Source organism: Streptomonospora litoralis, assembly GCF_004323735.1.
GTDB classification, from domain to species: Bacteria; Actinomycetota; Actinomycetes; order Streptosporangiales; family Streptosporangiaceae; genus Streptomonospora; species Streptomonospora litoralis.
Window position 1 is genome coordinate 5467787 of sequence record NZ_CP036455.1, and the last position, 21185, is coordinate 5488971.

A 21185-nucleotide genomic window follows, 5' to 3' on the forward strand; every position below is an offset into this window, starting at 1 on the left:
CCTCCGGATCGGCGGGGCCTCGTGTTCCGCGTCACAACGGCGCTGAGCATTGAACGCCGACCCGGACCGGCCGCCGGGCGCCGAAGTCCCGGCGGCCACCGTGCCGGGGTCCACCCGGGCCCCGGTGCACCACCTCCCCATCCCCATACGGCCCGCCGTTCCGGCCCGCTCCGGTCGGGGGTCACGAACAAGGAGGATCAATGAGTCCACAGCCCCCCAGCGGGCGTTCCCGATGGCTCTCGGCCAAGACCGTGGCGGGCGTATCCGCGCTCGCGATGAGCGCGGGACTGCTCGGCGTGGCTGCCCCCGCCTATGCGGCCGAAGGCTGCGAGGTGGACTACTCGGTGGCCAACGAGTGGAACTCCGGATTCACGGCCAACGTCACGATCACCAACCTCGGTGACCCGATCGAGGGCGGCTGGGATCTGGAGTGGGACTTCCCCGGAGACCAGCAGGTCACCAACGGCTGGAACGCCGATCTCAGCCAGTCGGGGCAGACCGTCACGGCGACGGGCTCCGGGTGGAACGGTTCCATCGGCACCGACGGCACCGCCCAGTTCGGATTCAACGGATCCGGTAGCGGCGACGCCCCCGCGGAGTTCACGCTCAACGGTGTGACCTGTGACGGCAGCACCGGCGGCGGCGACCCCGACCCGGACCCCACTCCGGACCCGGATCCCACCCCGGACCCGGATCCCACCCCGGACCCGGACCCCACCCCGGACCCGGATCCGGGTGAGCGGGTCGACAACCCGTTCGTGGGTGCCGACCTGTACGTCAACCCGGTGTGGTCGGACAACGCGGCCAGCGAGCCCGGCGGCGAAGCCATCGCCGACGAGTCCACCGCCGTCTGGCTGGACCGGATCAGCGCGATCGAGGGCAACAACAGCGAGACCACCGGTAGCTACGGTCTGCGCGACCACCTCGACGAGGCCGTCGCCCAGGCCGGCGACCAGCCGATGACCATCCAGGTGGTCATCTACAACCTGCCCGGCCGCGACTGCGCCGCCCTGGCCTCCAACGGCACGCTCGGCCAGGAGGAGATCGGCAAGTACAAGTCGGACTACATCGACGTCATCGCAAACATCATGGATGACGAGAAGTACTCCAACCTGCGGATCGCCACCATCATCGAGCCGGACTCGCTGCCGAACCTGGTGACCAACGTCGGCAGCCGCGAGACGGCCACCGAGAACTGCGACATCATGAAGGAGAACGGCAACTACGTCGAGGGCGTCGGCTACGCGCTGAGCGAGCTGGGCGAGATCCCCAACGTGTACAACTACGTCGACGCCGGCCACCACGGCTGGATCGGCTGGGACAACAACCTGGGCGCCTCCGTCGAGGTGTTCATGGACGCGGCGACCACGGCCGGCGCCACGGTGGACGACGTCCACGGCTTCGCCGTCAACACCGCCAACTACTCGGCGCTGGTCGAGGAGCACTTCGACGTCGGCGACACGGTCGGCGGCCAGCAGGTGCGCCAGTCCGACTGGGTGGACTGGAACCAGTACGTCGACGAGCAGTCCTTCGCGCAGGGGCTGCGCTCCGAGGCGGTGTCGCAGGGCTTCAACTCCGACATCGGCATGCTCATCGACACCTCCCGCAACGGCTGGGGCGGCGACCAGCGGCCGACCGCGCCCAGCTCGTCGAGCGACCTGAACACGTTCATCGAGGAGAGCCGGATCGACCGGCGCATCCACGCCGGCAACTGGTGCAACCAGTCCGGCGCGGGCCTGGGCGAGCGTCCGCAGGCTGCTCCCGCTTCGGGCATCGACGCCTACACCTGGATCAAGCCGCCCGGCGAGTCCGACGGCTCCAGCGAGGAGATCCCGAACGACGAGGGCAAGGGCTTCGACCGGATGTGCGACCCCACCTACGAGGGCAACGTCCGCAACGGCAACAGCGCCTCCGGCGCGCTGCCGAACGCCCCGATCGCCGGCCACTGGTTCTCCGCGCAGTTCCAGGAGCTGCTGGCCAACGCCCACCCGCCCGTCCAGTGAGAGGATGACGCGTAACTAGCAAAACCCGCTGTTCGCACAGCGAGCCGTGCCCCCGGGTGGTGCCACCCGGGGGCACGGCGTTTTCATGTGCACGGCGGGACCACCACGAAAGTCGCGCTACGGGGCGGGCGCGCAGCGCCGACGCCGGCTCGCCGCCAAGCGAGCCTGCTCAGTGCGAGCCCCCTCGTACACGCGGCGTCGGGGAGGAACCCTCGCGATCACGCGGAGGGTTCCTCCCTAAGACCTGGCGGAGAGGCCGGAAGCCCCGGTATCAGTGCTGCGGCCAGGCGGCGTAGGTGGTGCCCTCGGCGCCGCTGCGACGCTCCTGCCCGGCGGGCGCCCCGTGGCGCTGCTGGTAGACGGCGTCGGCCTCCGGCCCGATCCCGCCGTGGGGCTGGGGCTCCTGCCGACGGCCGTGGCGCGCTTGGCCGGCGCCCGCGTCGCCGTCGTCGCGGGCCGCGGTCTCGGCGGAGAAGTCGCTGAGCCGCGCGATCTCCTTGGAGAAGGCGTCGCTGGCCGCCTGCATCTGGATCTGCACCGCGCGGCAGAACGTCTGGATCCAGGCGACGCGGCGCTCCATCTCCTCCAGGTCCGCGTCATAGGAGGAGCCCGACCTCGCCCGGTAGCCGCGCGCGGCCTCCTCGGCGGCGGCGCCGGCCTGGTCGCGGGCCTCCACCAGGATGTCGTCGGCCTGCTGGCGGGCCTGGTCGGTGAGCTGGCGGCAGTACTCCTGCGCCTGTGCGACGTAGGCGTCGGCCTGCTGCTGGGCGGCCGAGAGAAGGTTGACCGCGTCGGCCGGAGGGCCCTCGGTGGCGGCGGCGGAGTTGTTCTGCTCGCGGTAGCGCCTGCGCAGCCGGTCGATCTCGGCGCGCAGGCTGGCCTTCTCGGCGTCGCTGGCTGCGATGTCCTCGGCGACTCGGCCGATGAACCCGCGCACCTCCTCCTCGTTGTACCCGCGCCGCCCCAGCGAGGTCCGCGAGAACTCCTGGGCACGGATGCGTTCGGGACTCAGCCGTTGGTGGGACCGGTTCATCGGGCCCGTGTCCTCGCGTGCGGTCACGGATTTCCTCCGCTCGTGCTGGTGCTGTCGAAGTCCTCGTAACGGATGCGGTCCCGGGCGACGCCCGCCTCGGCGAGGCGCTGCAGGCTGCCGGAGACCATCTCGGGCGAACCGCAGACGTAGACGTCCTCCGCCGACCAGGGGCCGTAGCGCACGGCGACGTCGACGGCGTCGCCGGCCTCGGCTCCAGGCCGCGCCGCCTCCCGTGACACGCACGGCACGACGCGCAGCCACGGGCACTCCCTGGTCATCTCGTGCAGCGCAGGGTAATCGTAGTGGTCGCGGGCGTAGGGGGCGCCGACGAACAGGTGCGCCCGGCGGCGCGGTCCGCCCTCGGCCGCCTCGGTGCGCATGCGCTCCAAGACGGCCTTGAACGGCGCCAGCCCGGTTCCGCCGGCGACCATGAGCACGTCGCGGTCGCGGCCGGGGGTGAGCCGGTCACCCACCGGGGAGCCCAGCCGCAGCACGTCGCCGGGCTGCACGCCCTGGACCAGGGCTGTGCTGAGCGGGCCGCCGCCGACCAGGCGGACGTGGAAGTCGAGGGTGCCGTTGCGGCGCGGTGCGTTGGCGGGGGTGTAGTAGCGCCACACGTTGGGCCGCAGGCGCGACTCCACGGCCACACTCTGGCCCGGGATGAAGTCGAGCTCGTACTCCGGCTGCACGCTGAGCACCGCGACGTCGGCTGTGCGCCGCTCGTGCTTGATGATGCGCGCGTCCCACCAGGGCGGGGTGGTCTGCGCCGCCTCGTCGGCGGCCTCGGTCATGACCTTGGCGACCAGGCCGTAGGCTTCGCTCCAGTCCTCGGCCAGTTCCGGTTTCCAGTCGGGGCCAAGGAAATGCGCCAGCGTGTGCAGGAGGGCCTGGCCGACAGCGGGGTAATGCTCCGCTACGACGGCGAACTTGCGGTGGTCGCGCCCCAACTGCTGGAGGAAGGGCGCGAGCTCGTCGACCCGGTCGACGTCGGAGACGATCCGGCCGAGCGCCCCGACGAGCCGGTCGCGCTGGGCGGACATGCTCACCGGGAACAGCCGTCTGGTCTCGGGGTGGGTCAGGAACAGTGTGGAGTAGAAGAACAGCGGTACCTCGTCACCGTAGGCCGCGACCTTCTTCCAGCTGTCCTTCAGCCGCGTGACATCCACGTATCAGATCCTTACGGAGTGCTCCGGGCGCTGCGGGGCTTTGCGGTGCCTCGCCGGCGGCGCACCGTATGTGCCCGGGCATGTGGCAGGAGTGGTCAGCGCACCGCGCGGTCGCGGCACGCAGGCGCCGCGAGGCGAGCAGGGCCGCGGGCGCGGACGGCGTCGCGGTGCTCGCGCGGTGGTGCGTCGGGACCTCTGCGGGAGGGCGGCGCCGCTGAGCGCACCGCGGGCGGTCGCCGCCCGGAGGGTCCGTGCGGGGGTCAGTCCGCTGCGGAGCGGGCGGTGTCGGAGCCGCCGACGATGTCGTCGGAGAGCGGCGCCACGACCCCGACGATCTCGTCGACGGTCTCGCCGGGCACGCCGGCCGCCTTGAGCGCGTCGATGAGGTGGGCCGCCACCAGGTCGAAGTGGGCCTGCTCGATGCCGCGGCCGCGGTGCACGGCGCCCATGGGGCCGCCGTCGTAGACGTCCGGGCCGCCGAGCGCGGCGCTGAAGAACTCGACCTGCCGGCCCTTGAGCTTGGCCAGGTTCGTTCCTGTAAAGAAACCGGCGAGTTTCGGGTCGTCCATGATGCGCACGTAAAGGTCGTCGACGACGACGGTAAGGGCGTCGTGGCCGCCAATGCGTTCGTAAATGCTGACGGAATCGTTCGTCACGTTAGGCACCTCAACAGGAGAGGGGGGAGGGAAGGGAGATGCGCGAGAGAACTCGGTGGGGAACACTACAGACGCCGTTACCGAATCGTCAAAACCTGGGGGGATTGTGAGCGTTTTCGGTGTTCAAAGCACCTTCTCGGGAGTACATGCGTTTGCACGTATACCTGGCGCAGACTGACGACTTGGGGGCGTCTGGTGCTTTCGGGACCTTAGGTCTTATCCCACCTCACCCCGTCGTCGGCGCCGTGGCAGCAGGCGGCTGCGGGGGCGTGTGACGGGGCGCAGAGCGCGGCACTTTGCCCGGAAATGCGGCATTGGGTGTCCGCACGGCAGTGGGCTCGACATGCGAATGGGATTAGTCCGGAATGTCGGACACATCGGGTTGCAAGGGTGGCGGTGGAGACGGCGGAGGGCCCGGATGTCGAATCAGAAGGCGATATCGACATCACAGACACAGACACAGCACCTCATTGCCGTATCAGCGACTTATCTGACATCCGACGGTCGGACCTCCGACTCGGTGCGGGCCGTCGCAGGCGCGTGGCCGCTCCGGTGCCGGTGCCGACCGGCGTTCCCCCTACGGCCACCAGTCACCCTGGGCCGGCGGGATGCGGCATACGCTAGCCACCGTCCGCGAAGCGGTCGGCCGGCTCGCGGGTGTGGCCCTGATGGCAACCGAGGAAGCCCGGCGGGGCCACCCCGATCCGGGCGGTGGACTCGCTGTTCAGGCCGATCAGCTCGGCCATCGGGACCGGGCGCCGCGACGTCGCGGCGATGTCCTCCTGCGCTTGGGCCGACCAGAGATAGGGGTACACGGAGATCCCGTGGGAAGGTGACAGTCCGCCGACCTCTTCGCGCCAGCCGGGCCAGCGCAGTCCGCTGTAGAACCGCTCCAGGCCACCGGAGAGCGCCCACGACAGCCAGGCGCCGTGGCCCATCTTCAACGGCTCCCACTCCAGGGTGTCAGGGGCGAAGTAGGACATCTCGCCCGGATCTCCGGGGCGTCCGACGTCCTCGGCGTCGGGGCCGTTGATGGCGAACACGCCGCCGAGCACATCGTGGGCGACGACGAGCCCGCCCTCGGGCCGCCAGCCGGATTCCGCTTCGGCGGGGAAGCCGTTGACCTGGGCCAGGCCGGGTAGACCTTGGTCAGCTTCGTCGGAGTGCGCGCCGGCGCCGCCGAAGACGCGCAGCCAACCGCAGTCCACCAGCAGTCCGCCGGAGTGCAGCGCGATGGCGCCGAGCGCCGAGCGCACGGTGACCTGCAGCTGAAGCAGGCACGAGCGCCCGCGCCGCGGCCGGTCGGCAGGCAGGACCCGCACGGGCACGGAACTGCTCGCGATCTCCGCTTCGAGAGCGGGCCAGGCCGACTCCGGGACATCGATCAGCTCTCCGAGCGCGCGCATGCCTCCATCGTCGCATCGCACACCGCAACACGGCAGGGGTGGACAGCGTACGCACGGCGATGACCGGTGGAAACGACAACCGGGCTGGCCGGTTGCGGCCGCCACCGCCGAGCGCCCCGTGAAACGTCGAACCGGGAAGTCCCGACCGACGTCCTAGCCGGTGAACGTGCAAGGAGGGCATCCGGGCAGGGCACGGGCCGCGGCAGGGGCCGCCCGTCCCGGTTCCCCGCGGCGCCGACGGCGCGGTAGGGAGCAAGGCCCGTCCGCTCACGGGCAAGGGTTGTGTGGCGGGCAGGTCAGGGCGCGGTGTGGTTCTCTGTCAGCAGGGCCGCGAGCCCGGCGTCGCCGTCCCGGCGCGGTTCCGGCGAATGCGCGGCACCGCCGCGCCGCGTGGAGGGGAGCACGCGCTTGACCAGTCCACTGCGTCCCGACGACCCCGACCGCATCGGCGACTACACCCTGCGCGAGCGCCTCGGCCAAGGCGGCCAGGGAGTGGTCTACCTGGGCGAGTCCCCCGACGGCGACCGGGCGGCCGTCAAAGTCCTCAGCGGCGAGTGGGCCGCGGCCGACCACCGCGTGCGCGCCCGTCTGGCGAAAGAGGTCGCGGCCACCCGCAAGGTCGCGGCGTTCTGCACCGCGGCGGTGCTGGCCTGCGACCTCGACTCCGACCCGCCCTACGTCGCCAGCGAGTACGTGGCAGGGCCGACCCTGCGCCAGTCCGTCAAACGCGACGGCCCGCACCGCGGCAGCGCCCTGGACCGACTCGCCATCGCGTCGGCCACCGCCCTGGTGGCCGTCCACGAGGCCGGCGTCGTCCACCGCGACTTCAAACCGGCCAACATCCTGCTGGGACCCGACGGCCCGCGGGTCATCGACTTCGGCATAGCGCGCTCCACCGACGCCACCCTCACTCAGACCGGTTCGATATCGGGGACCCCGGCCTACATGGCTCCCGAGCAGATCCGCGGCCGCCGGGTCGAGGCCGCCACCGACGTGTTCGCGTGGGCGGGGGTGATGGTCTACGCGGCGACCGGGGCGTCACCGTTCGGCGGCGGAAGCGTCTCGGAAGTCATCCACAGCGTGCTGCACGCCCCTCCCGGACTGGAGGGCGTGAACGAGCGGCTGCGCCCGCTGCTGGAGGTGTGCCTGGACAAGGCCCCCGACCGGCGGCCGACTGCACTGGAGGTGCTGGGCGCCCTGATCGGCCGCGACGTCGCGGCGCACGGCGGAACCGAGGCCACCGCGGTCCTTCGGGACGGCTATACAGCGGCCACGCGGGCGCAGCCCCGCATCGCCGACACCGCGGCGCTGGCGGCACTGCCGGGTGCGGGGGCCGGCGCCGCGGCAGGTGGAGCGGGGGCGACGGCGCTCGGCGGCGGGGAGGCGCCGTCGGACGGCGCCGGTGCGGCGGGCGAGCCGTCCGCGGCCCCGCCCGGCCGGATGGAGGCCGCGGCGCGGTCCGATGCCGGGGCGTCCCAGGGCCAAAACCGGCAGGTGCGTGCGGCGGACGCGACGGACGCCGCTCGCGAAGCGTCGGGGCCCGGCGATTCCGGCACGCGTGCGGCGGAAGGTGCCCGCGGCGATCGCGGAGCGGCCCGCTCGGGCGCGGGACCGGCGGAGCCGGGGTTCCCCGACCCCGCGGCCGGAGTCCGAGCGGCAAGCGGGCCGGCCGAACACGGTCAGGCGACCGGCGGAGACAGCACCGCCCATCGCGGCGCGACCGACGGCGGCGGCTCCGGGGGCGGCGGCGGTCACCCGATCGCGGGCACCGCTGCAGGCGAACCGGGGACACCGCATCGGGGGACGCGCTCCGCGGACGGCCCTCCATACGGCGGCACCCGCCGCGACTCCTCGGCGAGGCACGGACCCGGCCGCCGCCGGGCCGAGTGGAGCGTCGCCGCCGCACTGCTGCTGTTCGCGCTCGTCCTGGGCGGCAGGCTCGCCTGGGACACGCTGTCCGGCCCGGGCCCGGAAACCGCGGATCCGGCGGGCGAGGTGGCACCGACGGTCTCTCCTTCGGGTTTCCGCGTCCTCCGGTACGGATCCCGTGCCGGAGTGGACACCCGCGGACACCGGCGAGACCGCTCCCGCCACCGCCGCGCCGCCCGGCGAAACTCCAGGCTGGGCCTCCGAACCCGCGCCGACCGGCCATCCCGAACCCACTGGCCACCAGACTGCCGACCCGCACGGCACCGACTCCCCCGATCCAGGCGAGCCGGCCGACCCGGCCGAAGACGACGCCGGATACACACCGTCACCGCAGCAGCGGCAGCCGACCGGCCGACCGGCTGCCACCCACGGCGGGTAGGGCCGAACGAGTCGGCGATACCGCTCGCACACGAACCTGGAACACGAACGGGGATGCCGTATCCGGGCGAGCCCGCCCCCGCCGACCGGAGACGCCAGGCACCGTCGGACGAACCGGGTTATGCCGTCACCCTCAAGCCCCGCGATCCGCCGACCGATTCGTCCGCATGTGCCCTAATAACCCGCGAATCCGGTCGTCCCGCCGACCCGTGCCACGTTTTCCGCGGCTTCTCCCGGGCACTTGTCCTCAGCAAGAGAACCACATATACGGGACGAAAAGACCTCGCGTCGGATGGGTCCGCGGGTCGAGGCTACGCGCGTTCATTCGTCCTTTCGGCGCACCCACGGCATATGCTCCCCTCGCTCCGACGCGCGGGTGTGGAAAGGCCCGACCCGGTCCGCTGCTGATATGCCATGATCTCAACGGATGCCAGCGAGGATCGGTGCGAGCAGGCTGAAACAGGCCGGCGGAGTCCAGCGCGATCCCTCCGTTCGCCCCGGCCGTGCGGCACAGACGGGGCGGCGCCCACCGGCGGCCCGTTGAAAGGACAATCCGATGGTGCAGCAACTAAGCCGCAGGCTCGGGCTCGTCACCAACCCGGTCATCTTTTCGGTGTCGGCGGGTTTGACCGTGCTCTTCGTCGCCGCCTCGATCCTCTTCACCGACACCATCGACGCCCTTTTCGGTGCCGCATCGGCCTGGATTCTCGTCAATCTCGGCTGGTTCTACATCCTGGGCGTGACGACGTTCCTCATCTTCCTGCTCGGCCTGGCGTGCACCCGGTACGGGCGTGTGCGGCTGGGCGGCCAGGACGAGCGCCCCGAGTACGGCACCATGTCGTGGTTCGCCATGCTGTTCGCCGCCGGCATCGGCACGATCCTGATGTTCTGGGGCGTGGCCGAGCCCATCAGCCACTTCGCGAACCCGCCGCAGGGCGACGTCGAGCCGCAGTCGGTCCAGGCGGCAGAGCAGGCCATGGGCTACACGCTGTACCACTTCGGACTGCACACCTGGACCATCTTCTGCCTGCCGGCACTGGCGTTCGCCTACTTCATCTACAAGCGCGGGCTGCCCGTGCGGGTCAGCTCGATCTTCCAACCGTTCCTCGGCGACCGCATCAACGGTCCCATCGGCAGGATCATCGACATCACCGCGGTCATGGGCACGCTGTTCGGCGTCGCCGTCTCGCTCGGCCTGGGCACGCTGCAGATCAACAGCGGCCTGTCCGCCCTCTTCGGCATTACCGAGTCGAAGACCGCCCAGGTGGTGATCATCGCCGTCATCACCGCCGTCGCGGTGACCTCGGTGGCCCTGGGCCTCGACCGGGGTGTGCGCCGGCTGTCCAACATCAACATCGTCATGGCCATCGGCCTGCTGCTGTTCATCATGTTCACCGGGTCGCCGCTGTTCCTGGTCCGGGGCATCATCGAGAGCGTCGGCACCTACGCCAGTTGGCTGGTCCCGCTGTCCTTCTGGAACGACACCTTCGGCCACACCGGCTGGCAGGGCAACTGGACCGTGTTCTACTGGGCCTGGACCATCACCTGGTCGCCGTTCGTGGGCATCTTCATCGCCCGCATCTCCAAGGGACGCACCATCCGGCAGTTCATCCTGGGTGTCCTCGGCTTGCCCACGGCCTTCACCATCATCTGGTTCAGCGTCTTCGGGCTGTCGGCCATGAACATCCAACTGAACGGCCCCGGCGGACTGGTGCGGGCGGTGGTCGAGCAGAACGACATCCCCGGCGCCCTCTTCGCGTTCCTGGAGAACTACCCGCTCACCACGCTGATCTCCGGCCTCGCCGTGGTGATCGTGGCGATCTTCTTCACGACGTCGTCGGACTCGGCGTCGCTTGTGGTCGACATGCTCTGCTCGGGCACCGAGGAGGCCGGGCCGGTGCGCCAGCGCGTGTTCTGGGCCGTGACCGAAGGCGTGGTGGCGGCTACCCTGCTGGCGGCCACCGGGCAGAGCGGGCTGGACGCCCTCACCGAAGTGATCATCGTAGTGGGGCTGCCGTTCTTCGTATTCGGCTTTTTGATGATGGTCGCGCTGGTGCGCGCGCTGACGGCCGACTGCCGTCAGCCGCGGAGCCCGGAGATCACCACGTGAGGAAGCACGGCCGCCGGCGGGTGGGCGCGCGTAGGCGGCGTGCGCGGCGGTGGCGGTGCGCCGCCACGGCCGGTGTCAGGCCGACCAGCGGTGCTCCCGCACCGCGGTAGTGAAGTCGGCCCAGGTCACCATGGGACCGCAGTACTCGCCGTCGTCCTGCTCGCAGACGGCGTCGAAGATGCTGGTGTAGCCGCGCTCGGCGTAGCCGGGACCGCCCTTACCGGGCAGCCGTCCCCACTCCTTGGTCAGGGCCGCGGCCAGGAAAAGCCCGCGTCCGTCCGGCCGCTCAAGGTCGGGGGTGACCACGCGCGCCGCGGTGCGCGGCGCGTCGGTGCGGGGGCCGTCGTCGTGCACCTCCAGGTGCAGTGCCCCGGAGACCAGGCCCACGAGGCTCACGAAGACCATTCCGCCGGACTCGCCGGATGCGCTGTGGCGGATGGCGTTGCCGAAGAACTCACTCACGACGAGTTCGACAGCGTCGGCGACATCGGGAAAGGGGCGCATATGCACTCGCGCCCACAGCCGGGCTTCACGGCATTCGTCAGGCGTGCCGGGGAAAGTACGGAACGCCTGCAGCGTGTAGATTCCGACGTCGTCGTCCACTCCGTCGCACTGGGCCATGTCGGGCCACCGCCTTAGTGCCTGTCGATCCCCGGGCCGGGTAGCCGCACCACGTGCGATCAGGACACCGCGACCGCCGCGCCGGCAACAGGTCTCCACCCGCTCCCACCACGGCTGCGAACCGGCCGCACCCGCCCCAGAGGAACCACCATCCATCGCCGAATTCTGCCGCAACAGCGGCCCTTCGACAACCTTCTCCCCCGATTGTATACAGAATTGCATCGGTTAACGATCTTCGTCGAGATTGGCGTCAATCGTCTTCCGGACACCTTCCAGTGTACGCGGGAGCGCTCCCATACGGCAGACCATGACAGCAAGATTTACCTGATGTCGGACATGCAATCCTTTCGCCGTTTTCCGTAACGGAAACTCGACAGGGCCGCCCACCACCCGGCGGGGTCGGCGGATGGCCGGGCCCGCGCCCATCGGGTCGGGTGCTCGCCGGTGGCGGCGGGCGGCGGGGGCGGCGGGTCGGGACCGCTGGGCGGCCTTGTTGGTCTGCCGGGCGGTGGGTGGTCTTCACTGGAAAAGCGGCGCCGAGGGCGGTGGAGGGCCGGGCTCGTGCCCATCGGGTCGGGTGCCCGCCGGTGGCGGTGGTCGGCGGAGGGCGGCCCCGGTCTGCTGGGCGGCCTTGTTGGTCTGCCGGGGTGCGGGTGGTCTTGACTGAAAAGCGGAGCGGCGCCGAGGGCGGTGGAGGGCCGGGCTCGTGCCCATCGGGTCGGGTGCCCGCCGGTGACGGCGGCCGACGAAGGGCGGCGAGGACGCCGGGGAGCCGGGAGGCGCTCGCGGGCCCGTTATGTCGCAGGGCGGCGCGGCGATCGTGCCCGTATGACGAGATCCAGCGGCGTTTCTTGGGAATTCGGCCACGATCGCCACGACCTCCGCGGCCGGCTCCGGCACGTCGGACATAGCGGGCGCGGGTGGACAGGCACCGCCGCCGTGTTCCGGCCGGGCCCGCACCGGCCGCAGGCCGCGCGGTGTGGCGCGGTTGCGGGTGCCCGCACGGCCCGGTGGTGCGCCGACTCGGGGGCCGGGGGCGACGACACGTCGCTCGTGGTGCCCGGGCGTCGCCGCCGGGAGCTCCACCGCCCGATGGGGTGGACTTTTGGGGGCCTATGCCCGTTTTGCGGGCGGCCTCGGCGGGCGCCGTGGTCACGAGACGCACGAAAAGTTGACCCCCGGGGCTGTTTTCGCGCCATTCGGTGCGCCTCGTGCGCCACCGCCGCGGCGGCGCGGCCGCGGACCCACCGGCAACTCGGGCATTGGTGGGCAAAACACCCCGTTTGTTTCCGTATCGCGGAATGGCGGTGCGCGGGTGGCGCCTCGGGGTGGCGCCGAGGCCGATACCGCCGCACATACGTGCATCTCGTGCCCCCGACCCGGCTCCATGACCGCCGCCGACCGCCCCGCGCCGGGGCCCGCCGACAACCGGGCGGCGACCCCCGGGGCTTGACCACCCGCCGCCGGGGCCGGTGACCGCCGCCCCGACCACGCCGTGCCCGGCCCCGCCAGAGTCGCCGCCACCGGCGGGCACCCGAACCGATGGGCACAGGCGCCACCACCCACCATCCTCGCCGCCCCGTCGCGCGCGCCACCGGCGAGCACCCGACCCGTCAACCGCAGGCCCAGCCATCCGCCACCGTCGCCGCCGCTTTTCAGTCAAGTCCACCCGTCGCCCGGCAGACCAACAAGGCCGCCCAGCGGACCCGACCCGCCCCGTCGCACGCGCCACCGGCGGGCACCCGGCCCGTTGGGCGCGGGCCCGGCCATCCGCCCTCCTCGCCGCCGCTTCTCAGTCAAGTCCACCCGTCGCCCGGTAGACCAACAAGGCCCCAACAAGGCCGCACAGCAGACCGGCGTTCTTGAACACGGCCTAAGCCACCCCGGCCGCCCTGTGCCCGCGTCGGTGGTGTCCTCAGTGCACCCGCACCGCCAGGCCCTCGTAGTCGACCACCAGGCCGTCACGGTCCACCGTGAGCACGTAGGGCCCGTCCGGGCAGCCGCTGTACTCGTAGCGCTCCCGGCCGTCCGCCGCGCACATGCGGGTGTAACGCCGACTCGCCCGCTGCACGCGCAGGCTCGGCACATCGACGCGCACCACGGAAATGTCGCGGTACTCCCCCGTCCTCAGCCCGAGCCGGCGGATCGGCAGGGTGTTGGTCAGCGGAGTGGCGGCGACCTCCACGTCCAGACAGCCGTCCAGCTCGGGCAGGCGCAGGCCGCCGACCAGCCAGCCGCCGGCTTCCCGGTCCAGTGCGACCGCGCTCGACCCCGCGGCGGCGAGCACCTCCACCCGCGCCTGGATGCTGGCCCAGGCGAGATCGGCGCGGACGGTGGTGCGGCTGGAGAAGCGGCCGCGGGCGTCGGCGACCGTCTCGCTCGCCTCCAGGCGGACCCCGCCCGGCTCGGCGAGCAGGGCGCCCACCCCCAGTCCGGCCGAGACGTCGATCCGCGACCAGGCGATGGGATCCGCGGGCGAGGAGGACATGGAACCGTTTTACCGGTACGTCCGGTTACACGCCAGAGGCTGCGTGTGATCATCGGGCGACCGCCGCGCGGTACACAGCCCGCCCGGCGCCGGGATCCGTGCACGCGGGCCGACGTCAGCACGGACAAGTGCATCGAGGCCCCCGGGGCACGGCGGTTTCCCGTAGCCGGCTCGGGACTCTACAACGATTCACCCACACCGCCCGCAGCGGACGCAATGGACTCAGCGGACGCAGTGCTGAAGCGAAGGCGGCCGCACGCACCGTCCGGGCGCGTGCGGCCGCCTTCCGCGCGGCGCGGGCGGGTCAGCGTTTCAGCACGCCCGGCGAACCGGTGAACTCGCGCTCCACGCGGTCGAAGTCGTCATGCATCTGCAGCGTCGCGCGGCCCGCGAACCGGAAGACGACGATGCCCAGCAGGCTGACCGCGACCGCCGGCACCATCGCGTAGAGGCCGGTCTCCAACGGCCCGACGGCGATCGGGCCGAGGCTGATACCGGTGTTGTCCAGGATGTCCCAGAGGACGGCGGTCGCGCCGCCGCCGACCATGCCGGCGAGCGCGGCGGCCCGGTTCATGTTGCGCCAGTAGAGGGACAGCAGGATTACCGGGCCGAACCCAGCGCCGAAACCGGCCCAGGCGTAGCCGACCAGACCCATGATGGTGTTGTTGCCCGACAGCGCGATCCAGGCGGCCACCACCGCGATCGCGATGACGGCGCCGCGGCTGATCCACACCAGCGACGTCGCCGAGGCGTCGCGCTTGACGAACGCGCGGTAGCCGTCCTCGGTGATGGCGGAGGCGCCCACCAGCAGCTGGGAGTCCGCGGTGCTCATCACCGCGGCGAGGATCGCCGCCAGCAGCAGTCCGGCCACCCACGGGCTGAGCACCGCCTGGATCAGCTGGGCGAAGACCTGCTCGGGGTTGTCGAGGGGGGACTGGAAGTAGACGGCGCCGGTGAATCCGAGCACCACCGCCATGACCATCGCGGTGATGGCCCAGGTGACGCTGATGGCGCCGGCCTGCCGCACGTCGGTGGCCGAGCGGATGCCCATGAACCGGGCGAGGATGTGCGGCTGGCCGAGGTAGCCGATACCCCAGGCCAGGCCGGAGATGACGACCATCGGCGCGAGCGCGTCGCCCACGCTGCCCTCGACGCCGCCCAGGATGTCGGAGAGGCCGGCGGCGTTGCGGTCGGGGTCGGCGTTGATGGCGAGGATGCCCACGACCGGAACGATGAGCAGCGCGATCCACATCATCGCGGCCTGCAGGACGTCGGTCAGGCTCACTGCGAGGAAGCCGCCGAGGAAGGTGTAGAGGACCACGATGGAGACCCCGACGAGGATGGCGGCGGAGCTGGGCATGCCGAACACCTGGTTGAACAGCCCGCCCATGGCGACCAGACCGGAGGCCACGTAGAACAGGTAGAACAGCAGGATCAGCACCGCCGACACCAGGCGCAGCACGCCGCTGCGGTCGGCGAAGCGGTTCTCCAGGTAGGAGGAGAGCGTCAGCGAGTCGGAGTCGCCCCCGCTGCGGGCGTCGGTGACCCGCTCGGTGTAGACCCGCAGCCGCCCGGCGACCAGCCACCAGCTCGCCGCGAATCCGATGCCAAGGCCGACGGCGATCCACGCTTCGCCCAGACCGGAGAGGTAGATCGCGCCGGGCAGGCCCAGCAGCAGCCACGCGCTGAAGTCACTGGCGTTGGCACTGAGCGCGGCCACCCAGCTGTTCAGCCTCCGGCCGCCCAGGACGAAGTCCGATAGCGACTTCGTGCGGTTGTATACGCCGATACCGATCGCGATCATGACGATGAAGTAAGCGGCGAAGGTGGCGATCGACGCCAGTGTCGACGTATCCAATCGGCTCCCCTTTCCGAGCTGGTCGGTCGTCGTGCGATGCATGGATACTGACGCCCGCCCCAGCCCCGGGGCAATGTCCGATACACAAGTGAGGCCGCCTTCGATACCTCGCCGAGTTGTTCGGCCGCGACACTTGTCCGATCGCCGCACCCGGGTCACCGCTGCTTGTCGGATCGGACATAGTCGAGCCCGGCACCGACCGAGGCGCCGCCCGGAAGCCCGGCGGACCGTCGAAGCTCCCGGCCACCCTGCCCTGCGGCCTGCTCACCTGGTAAGCGACGACCGGCCCCACCGTTCGACCGGCGGCCGCGAAAGCGCCGGGACGCTCGCCGGGCGCAGGAAAATCCCGCGACGCCGCAGGGCCGCCGGTGGTAGGACCGGTGGCATGAGCCTCCTACACGTCTTCGACATGGACGGCACCCTCATCAACGGCACCAGCGCGGCGGTGGAGATCGCCCGCACCTGCGGGACCGAGGCGGAACTACTGGATTTGGAGCGGGCGTTCAGCGTCGGCGAGATCGACACGAAGACGTTCTCCGCGACGCTGCACGCCCTGTGGACGGAGCTGACCGAGGAGCACATCGACCGGGCGTTCGCCGCGTGCCCCTTCCTGGAGGAGATCGCCGAGGTCTGCGCCGACATCCGCGCCCGCGGGGAGCTCTCGCTCGTCGTCACCATGTCCGCGGACTTCTTCGCCCGGCGGCTGCTCGACTTCGGCTTCGACGACGTCGTCGCCTCCCGGTTCCCCTCACTCCCCTTCCCGGCGCATTCGCTCGACCCCGCCGCCGTCCTGGTACCCGAGGACAAGGTGCGCATCGTCGAAGACGCCCGCGAGCACGCCGGCATCGCGCTGCGGAAGTGCGTGGCCTACGGCGACTCGATGTCGGACGCACCGCTGTTCCGCCACCTCGACCACAGCGTGGCGGTCAACGCCGACCACCACCTGGCCGGGATCGCACGGGCGGAGTACCGCGGCCCCAGCCTGATGGCGGCCTACGAGCGCGGCCGTGCGCTGCTCGCCGACGAGGCGGGGTGAGCTGACCCGTTCCGGCGCCCGACGAGCAGCGCACCCGCTGTATCGGGCCTTACGGGCGGGGCGTCAGGGTCCGTTCGGGTGGCCGTGCTGGTTCCAGTCGTCGAGCAGGCGGTCGAACTCGTCCTCGCCCAGACCCAGATCCATGCGGATGCGGAATCGGGCGCGCAGTAGCTCCAGGAGCAGGTCGTGCACGTAGGGCGAGACGTCCTGGTGGCGGAAGCACTCGATGCCGAGGGTGGCCCAGGTGTGCGCGCCCCGCAGGTCGCCGTGGGCCTGGAGGGTCTCGGCGATGTGGATGAACGTCGGCAGGTTGCGCGGGCCCTCGGCGCGCAGGCGCTCCAGCCGGCCGTAGGCCGCGTCGATCAGATCCAGCTCCAGCAGGGCTCCGGCCTGCAGTGCGCGGGCGTCGACGATGGTGACGCCGCCGTCGTCGATGGCGCGCTGGTAGGCGGCCGACGCCCGCTCGAACTCCTGGGCCATCTCCCACTGCTCGCCGGCGCGTACGAAGATCTCCGCGCGAGAGATCTCGCTGTCGGCGTCGACGGCGTTGGCCAGGCCGAGGAGTTCCACGGCGACGGCGACATGGTCGCCGGACTGGACGGCACGGAATTCCAGCCGGTCGAGATCGGCCGTCGTCACGCGGGTCACTGCCACCCTCCCTCACTCCCCAACATCGTCGCTCCGCGGTAGGCGCCTGCGCCCCTCTCCCTCCGGCCGCATGCTCCGCTCACCCTCTGGCCGCGCGTTCCAACGCGCCCCAGAAACCCTGCCGCAGGGCCTCGCGGACCTCGTCGCGGAGCAGGTAGTCGATCGGCAGCGCCGACCCCTGTAGAAGGCGTGCCTCCAGGTCGGAGGGCATGCGCGGGCGGCGCACCAGAACCGCCTCCATCCACAGCGCGGGGGCGTCGCGGGCGATCGACTCGGCGAAATCGTTCCCCTCTCGGCGCGCGACATGCACCGCGTCGTCGACGGTGCCCGCCGGCACTGCACCGGCGGCACCGTGAGGTCCCACGCTGGGGGTGGGATCTGTGTAGGGACCGTGCTGTAGGCGGTGTTCGGGCTGGGGGCCAGTACCAACGGCGGAACCTGACCGGCCTCCGCCGTGACTCCCGAAGGGGGAGTCATCTTCCGTACTGGCCCCAAAAGTAGGGTTTGGCCCGGTATTACCTCCGAACCCCGGGTTCTCGCCGGTATTCGTCCCGTACCGGGGGTCCGGTCCGGGAGGTGGCGTGTTCCGGGATGGTGGGTTCTCGCGCTCGTACTGGTGCCCGCCCGGCGCCGGGTGTCCGCCCGCGGGGTGGCCCTGTGCCGGATGGCCACCGGTGTGGTGCCCGGGCGCGGGGTACCCGCCGCTGGGGTGGCCCTGCGCCGGATAACCGCCACTCGGGGGACCCTGCGCCGGATAACCGCCACTCGGGGGACCCTGCGCGGGGTGGCCGCCGGTGTGGTGGCCCGGCTGGGGCTGCGGAGCCGCCTGGGGGCCCTGCTGCTGGCCGTAGGGGTTCTGCACACCGCGCATGCCCGGGTGCGGCCCGGTGTTGCCCGTCATGCCGTAGCCGGGCTCGGCCGGCGGCTGGGCTCCGGACATCCCGGTGTGGGCACCGGTGCCGCTGACGGGCGGAGGAGTCTGCCCGCCGGAGGGGAAGCCGTTGGCGTCGATGGGGCCGGACGGCGATCCGCGCTGCGGGTCGCCGCCGCCCTGCGGGGCCAGTGCGTCGCCGCCCCGCTGCTGGGCGATGCTCTGCTGCATCGCGCGCAACTGGTCCATCGCGCTGCCGCTCATCGCCGACTGCCCGCCGGTGTTGGCGAAGACCGGCTCGTAGCCGCCCGAGGGGGCGGCCGCCGGTTCGACGCGGCCCGGCGCGGGGTTGGCGGCAACCGGCCTTCGCGGCATCTCCGGCGCGCTGTGCGAGCGGCCGTTGCTCAACGGCGTGGTGGTCTCGACCGCGTCTTCGTCGCCCACCCCCGACAGCAGGGTGACATGCGGGCGCAGGTGGCCCGCCCCGATCTCGATCAGGTCGTCGCACTCGCGGCGCAGGGCCCGCGAGATGGTCCAGTTCCCCTCGACCGAGATGTGCACGACGGTCACGCGGACACCGAGGTCCTGGACGTCGGACACGACCTGAGCCATGTCCTCGTCGCCGCTGACGAGCACCGCCTCGCAGAGCACGCCAGTGCGCGCCAGGGTGGTCAGGTCCCGCTGGACATAACTCTCGACACCCTCCCGTCTGCCGGGACGAATGCGCGCGGCTCTGAACTTGATGCCGGGAATGTCCGCGATTCCGTCCTGCTCCTGGGTGCGGCGGCCGTCGGAGGTCGCCTCGTACCAGTAGCAGCGCAACAGCGGGAGTCGTGTGCGGTCACGCGCCACTTCGTTGAGGAGTTGCACGAGACCGGCGTAGTCCCATGACACGGAATCGCGGTTGCGGGTTCCGTGCACTGCCATCGCACCGTCGGCGAGGAGGTAGCCGGCGTCTACGAATAGCGCGCAGCGATCCACGCGACACCGCCCCTTCCCGTTGGTTCGTAGCCCGGGGCGAGAATCACGCACCGGGTCCTGCCGGTGTTCGGCACTGGGCCTGTAGACAGGACGCGCCACAGCCTAACCAAGTCTGCCGGGGTTTGTATGCCGCCTCGCCACCCGCGGTCGCTCGGCGAATACGAATCGCGCCAGGCCACAAGCGCTGCGCCGAACCGCCGGGCGGGCCCCGGCAGGGCCGCGGAGGGACGCGCAGACGCGGCGTGTGCGCGGCGGCCGCGGGCTCGGACCGGGCCGCCCGCGGACGAACGGATACGGCGGCGCCGGCGGCCGCGGGAGGGCGGCGCGGAACCCGGCCGCGAGCGGACTTCCGCGGCCGCGGCGCCGCCGCCGGGCGCATCAGTCGCTAGCTCGGGCGTCGGTTGCGGGGACGCGCCGGCGCCCCCGGCCTCGCTCGGGAGGGGCACCGACACCCCGCCGGCGCCGACCTGAACGTCTGCGCCCGGTCCCCGCACCGAGACGCCGCCGTGGCCGACCTGGACACCACCGTCCGCGTCCCGCACCGACACCCCGCCGGCGCCGACCCGGACGTCTGTGCTCGGTCCCCGCACCGACACGCCTTGCGGACCGACGCTGATCTCCACCTCGGGTTCGGGCCGCGGTTCAGGCGGCGGTTCAGTGGGCGGCTCCGGAGGGCGGGGCGACGGCGGTGGCTCAGACGGCGAGGCCGACTGCCGCTCGGGCGGCGGGGGTGCCTCGGGTGCGGGCTCGTCTGAGCGCGGCTCCGGCTCCGGGGCCGGTGCTGATGCCGCCCGTTCGACGGCAGGCGGAGCGGCGGGAGCGGGCGGTTCCGGCTCGGAGGGCGGCTGTTCGGGGGCGGCGGGAGGAGGGGGCTGGGCGGGCTGGGCGGCAGCCGCCGGAGGCGCCTCCGGCCGCGGCGGTGCCGGTGTCTCGTTGCTCACCAGCGCGAACGCGACGGCCGCCGCGACCGCCGCAGCCGCGGTGCCGCCCGCCGCGGCCTGCTGGCCGCGCTTGGGCAGCCGCTGCCACCAGCCGCCGATGCCGAACGGCACGGCCCCGGCCGCTGCGAGGTAGGCCGCCGCGGCCGGACCCGCGACCAGCGGGAGCACGATCCCGCGCAGCCCGGCGTTGACGTCCGTCAGCTCGGCGCAGACCTCGCGGCAGTCGCCGCACTGGTCGAGGTGGCGGTCGACGGCCGCGGTGTCGCGCTTGGCCAGACCGCCGCGGATGTAGGCGCCGAGCCTGCTCACAGCCGGACGGCAGGACTCCGCCGCGCCGTCGGCCAGGTGCATCTGCAGATACGCCTGGCGAAGTCCCTCGCGAGCCCGGTAGGCCAGCGCCGCCACGCTGTTGGGATTCATCCCCAGGCCGGGCGCCGCCTCGGCGGGCTTGGCCCCTTCGATCTCGGTGTACCAGAGCACCGCCTGCCAGCGCTCGGGCAGAGAGAGGTAGGCGCGCGCGATGAGCGAGCGCTCCAGGCCGGCCAAGGCCGGGTCGACGAAGGGTTCGCCGGAGTCGAAACTCTCCATGTCGTCGGTGACGACCTGACGCTTCTCGCCGCGGTACCGGTCGTAGACGACGTGGCGCAGCGCGGTCAGCAGATAGGGACGGAAACCGTCCACGGGACCGCCGCCGCGGCCTAGCACCCCGAGCACGCGCGCGAACGTCTCGGCGACGGCGTCGTCCACCTCGCTCTCGCTGCGGACCAGCTGGCGGGCCAGCCCGCGGGCCGAGCCGGCGTGGCGGGTGTAGAGCTCGGCGAATGCTCCGCTGTCGCCTTCGCGGACCCGCGCGAGCAGCTCGTTGTCACCGACGAGTCGCTCTTCGTAGTCGACATGGGGTTCGGTCATGCGCCGCCTTTCCGATGGGGCGAGTACGCCTGCGTGCCGGGGCCTACTGCGTGACGGGGGCCGCGGCCGGTTCGGTGTCCCCGCAGCCGGTGCCGCTCGGCGGCCGGATCGTGCCGCAGCAGGGGCGGGACACCGCCCGCAGAAAAATGTT

The 21185-nt window shown here is 71.9% G+C and carries 14 protein-coding genes; 4 read left to right on the forward strand and 10 right to left on the reverse strand.

Translation table 11 applies throughout. From position 1 onward, the window contains the following. Window positions 1-200: 200 nt before the first annotated feature. Entirely contained in the window at window positions 201-2003 is a 1803-nt protein-coding gene (locus EKD16_RS23330; protein ID WP_131101428.1) for a glycoside hydrolase family 6 protein, read from the forward strand. 271 nt (window positions 2004-2274) lie between these two features. Here EKD16_RS23330 and EKD16_RS23335 read toward each other — a convergent pair whose 3' ends face one another. From EKD16_RS23335 to EKD16_RS23350, 4 genes are all read right to left on the reverse strand, one after another. Continuing rightward, on the reverse strand, window positions 2275-3063 hold the full coding sequence (locus EKD16_RS23335; RefSeq protein ID WP_131101430.1) for a DivIVA domain-containing protein: 789 nt from the start codon (window positions 3061-3063) through the stop codon (window positions 2275-2277). After that, on the reverse strand, window positions 3060-4202 hold the full coding sequence (locus EKD16_RS23340) for a globin domain-containing protein (RefSeq protein WP_131101432.1): 1143 nt from the start codon (window positions 4200-4202) through the stop codon (window positions 3060-3062). The genes EKD16_RS23335 and EKD16_RS23340 overlap by 4 nt, the downstream gene beginning before the upstream one ends. Before the next feature lie 260 nt (window positions 4203-4462). Beyond that, window positions 4463-4858: a group I truncated hemoglobin gene (locus EKD16_RS23345; RefSeq protein WP_242677139.1), complete on the reverse strand. Its 396-nt coding sequence runs from the start codon at window positions 4856-4858 to the stop codon at window positions 4463-4465. A 620-nt stretch (window positions 4859-5478) separates the two neighbouring features. Beyond that, window positions 5479-6264, reverse strand: a complete 786-nt coding sequence (locus EKD16_RS23350; protein ID WP_131101436.1) for a DUF2625 domain-containing protein — start codon at window positions 6262-6264, stop codon at window positions 5479-5481. Between the two features lie 408 nt (window positions 6265-6672). Between EKD16_RS23350 and EKD16_RS23355 the strand changes: the two genes are divergently transcribed. Further along, a complete protein-coding gene (locus EKD16_RS23355; RefSeq protein WP_131101438.1) occupies window positions 6673-8979 on the forward strand; it encodes a serine/threonine-protein kinase in 2307 nt (768 codons plus the stop codon). Window positions 8980-9127: 148 nt separating this feature from the next. Beyond that, window positions 9128-10681 carry a BCCT family transporter gene (locus tag EKD16_RS23360; protein WP_131101440.1) on the forward strand — a complete coding sequence of 518 codons (1554 nt, stop codon included), beginning with the start codon at window positions 9128-9130 and terminating at the stop codon, window positions 10679-10681. Window positions 10682-10756: 75 nt separating this feature from the next. Here the strand turns inward: EKD16_RS23360 and EKD16_RS23365 are convergent, their stop codons facing one another. From EKD16_RS23365 to putP, 3 genes are all read right to left on the reverse strand, one after another. Then, window positions 10757-11302, reverse strand: coding sequence for an ATP-binding protein (locus EKD16_RS23365; protein ID WP_131101443.1), 546 nt, complete (start codon window positions 11300-11302; stop codon window positions 10757-10759). Between the two features lie 1915 nt (window positions 11303-13217). After that, window positions 13218-13790, reverse strand: a complete 573-nt coding sequence (locus EKD16_RS23370) for a putative glycolipid-binding domain-containing protein (protein ID WP_131101445.1) — start codon at window positions 13788-13790, stop codon at window positions 13218-13220. 304 nt (window positions 13791-14094) lie between these two features. Further along, on the reverse strand, window positions 14095-15648 hold the full coding sequence (putP, locus tag EKD16_RS23375) for a sodium/proline symporter PutP (RefSeq protein WP_131101447.1): 1554 nt from the start codon (window positions 15646-15648) through the stop codon (window positions 14095-14097). A gap of 385 nt (window positions 15649-16033) precedes the next feature. On the opposite strand from putP, the gene EKD16_RS23380 reads away from it, so the two are divergent. Further along, entirely contained in the window at window positions 16034-16684 is a 651-nt protein-coding gene (locus EKD16_RS23380) for an HAD family hydrolase (RefSeq protein ID WP_131101449.1), read from the forward strand. Window positions 16685-16747: 63 nt separating this feature from the next. Here EKD16_RS23380 and EKD16_RS23385 read toward each other — a convergent pair whose 3' ends face one another. From EKD16_RS23385 to EKD16_RS25890, 3 genes are all read right to left on the reverse strand, one after another. Next, window positions 16748-17332 (reverse strand): hypothetical protein, encoded by a 585-nt coding sequence (locus EKD16_RS23385; RefSeq protein WP_207391385.1) that lies wholly within the window; start codon window positions 17330-17332, stop codon window positions 16748-16750. A 79-nt stretch (window positions 17333-17411) separates the two neighbouring features. Then, window positions 17412-19184 carry an NYN domain-containing protein gene (locus EKD16_RS23390; RefSeq protein ID WP_131101451.1) on the reverse strand — a complete coding sequence of 591 codons (1773 nt, stop codon included), beginning with the start codon at window positions 19182-19184 and terminating at the stop codon, window positions 17412-17414. Next, a complete protein-coding gene (locus EKD16_RS25890; RefSeq protein ID WP_207391386.1) occupies window positions 19160-21034 on the reverse strand; it encodes a sigma-70 family RNA polymerase sigma factor in 1875 nt (624 codons plus the stop codon). Before EKD16_RS25890 ends, EKD16_RS23390 begins: the two co-directional genes overlap by 25 nt. Window positions 21035-21185 lie beyond the last annotated feature (151 nt).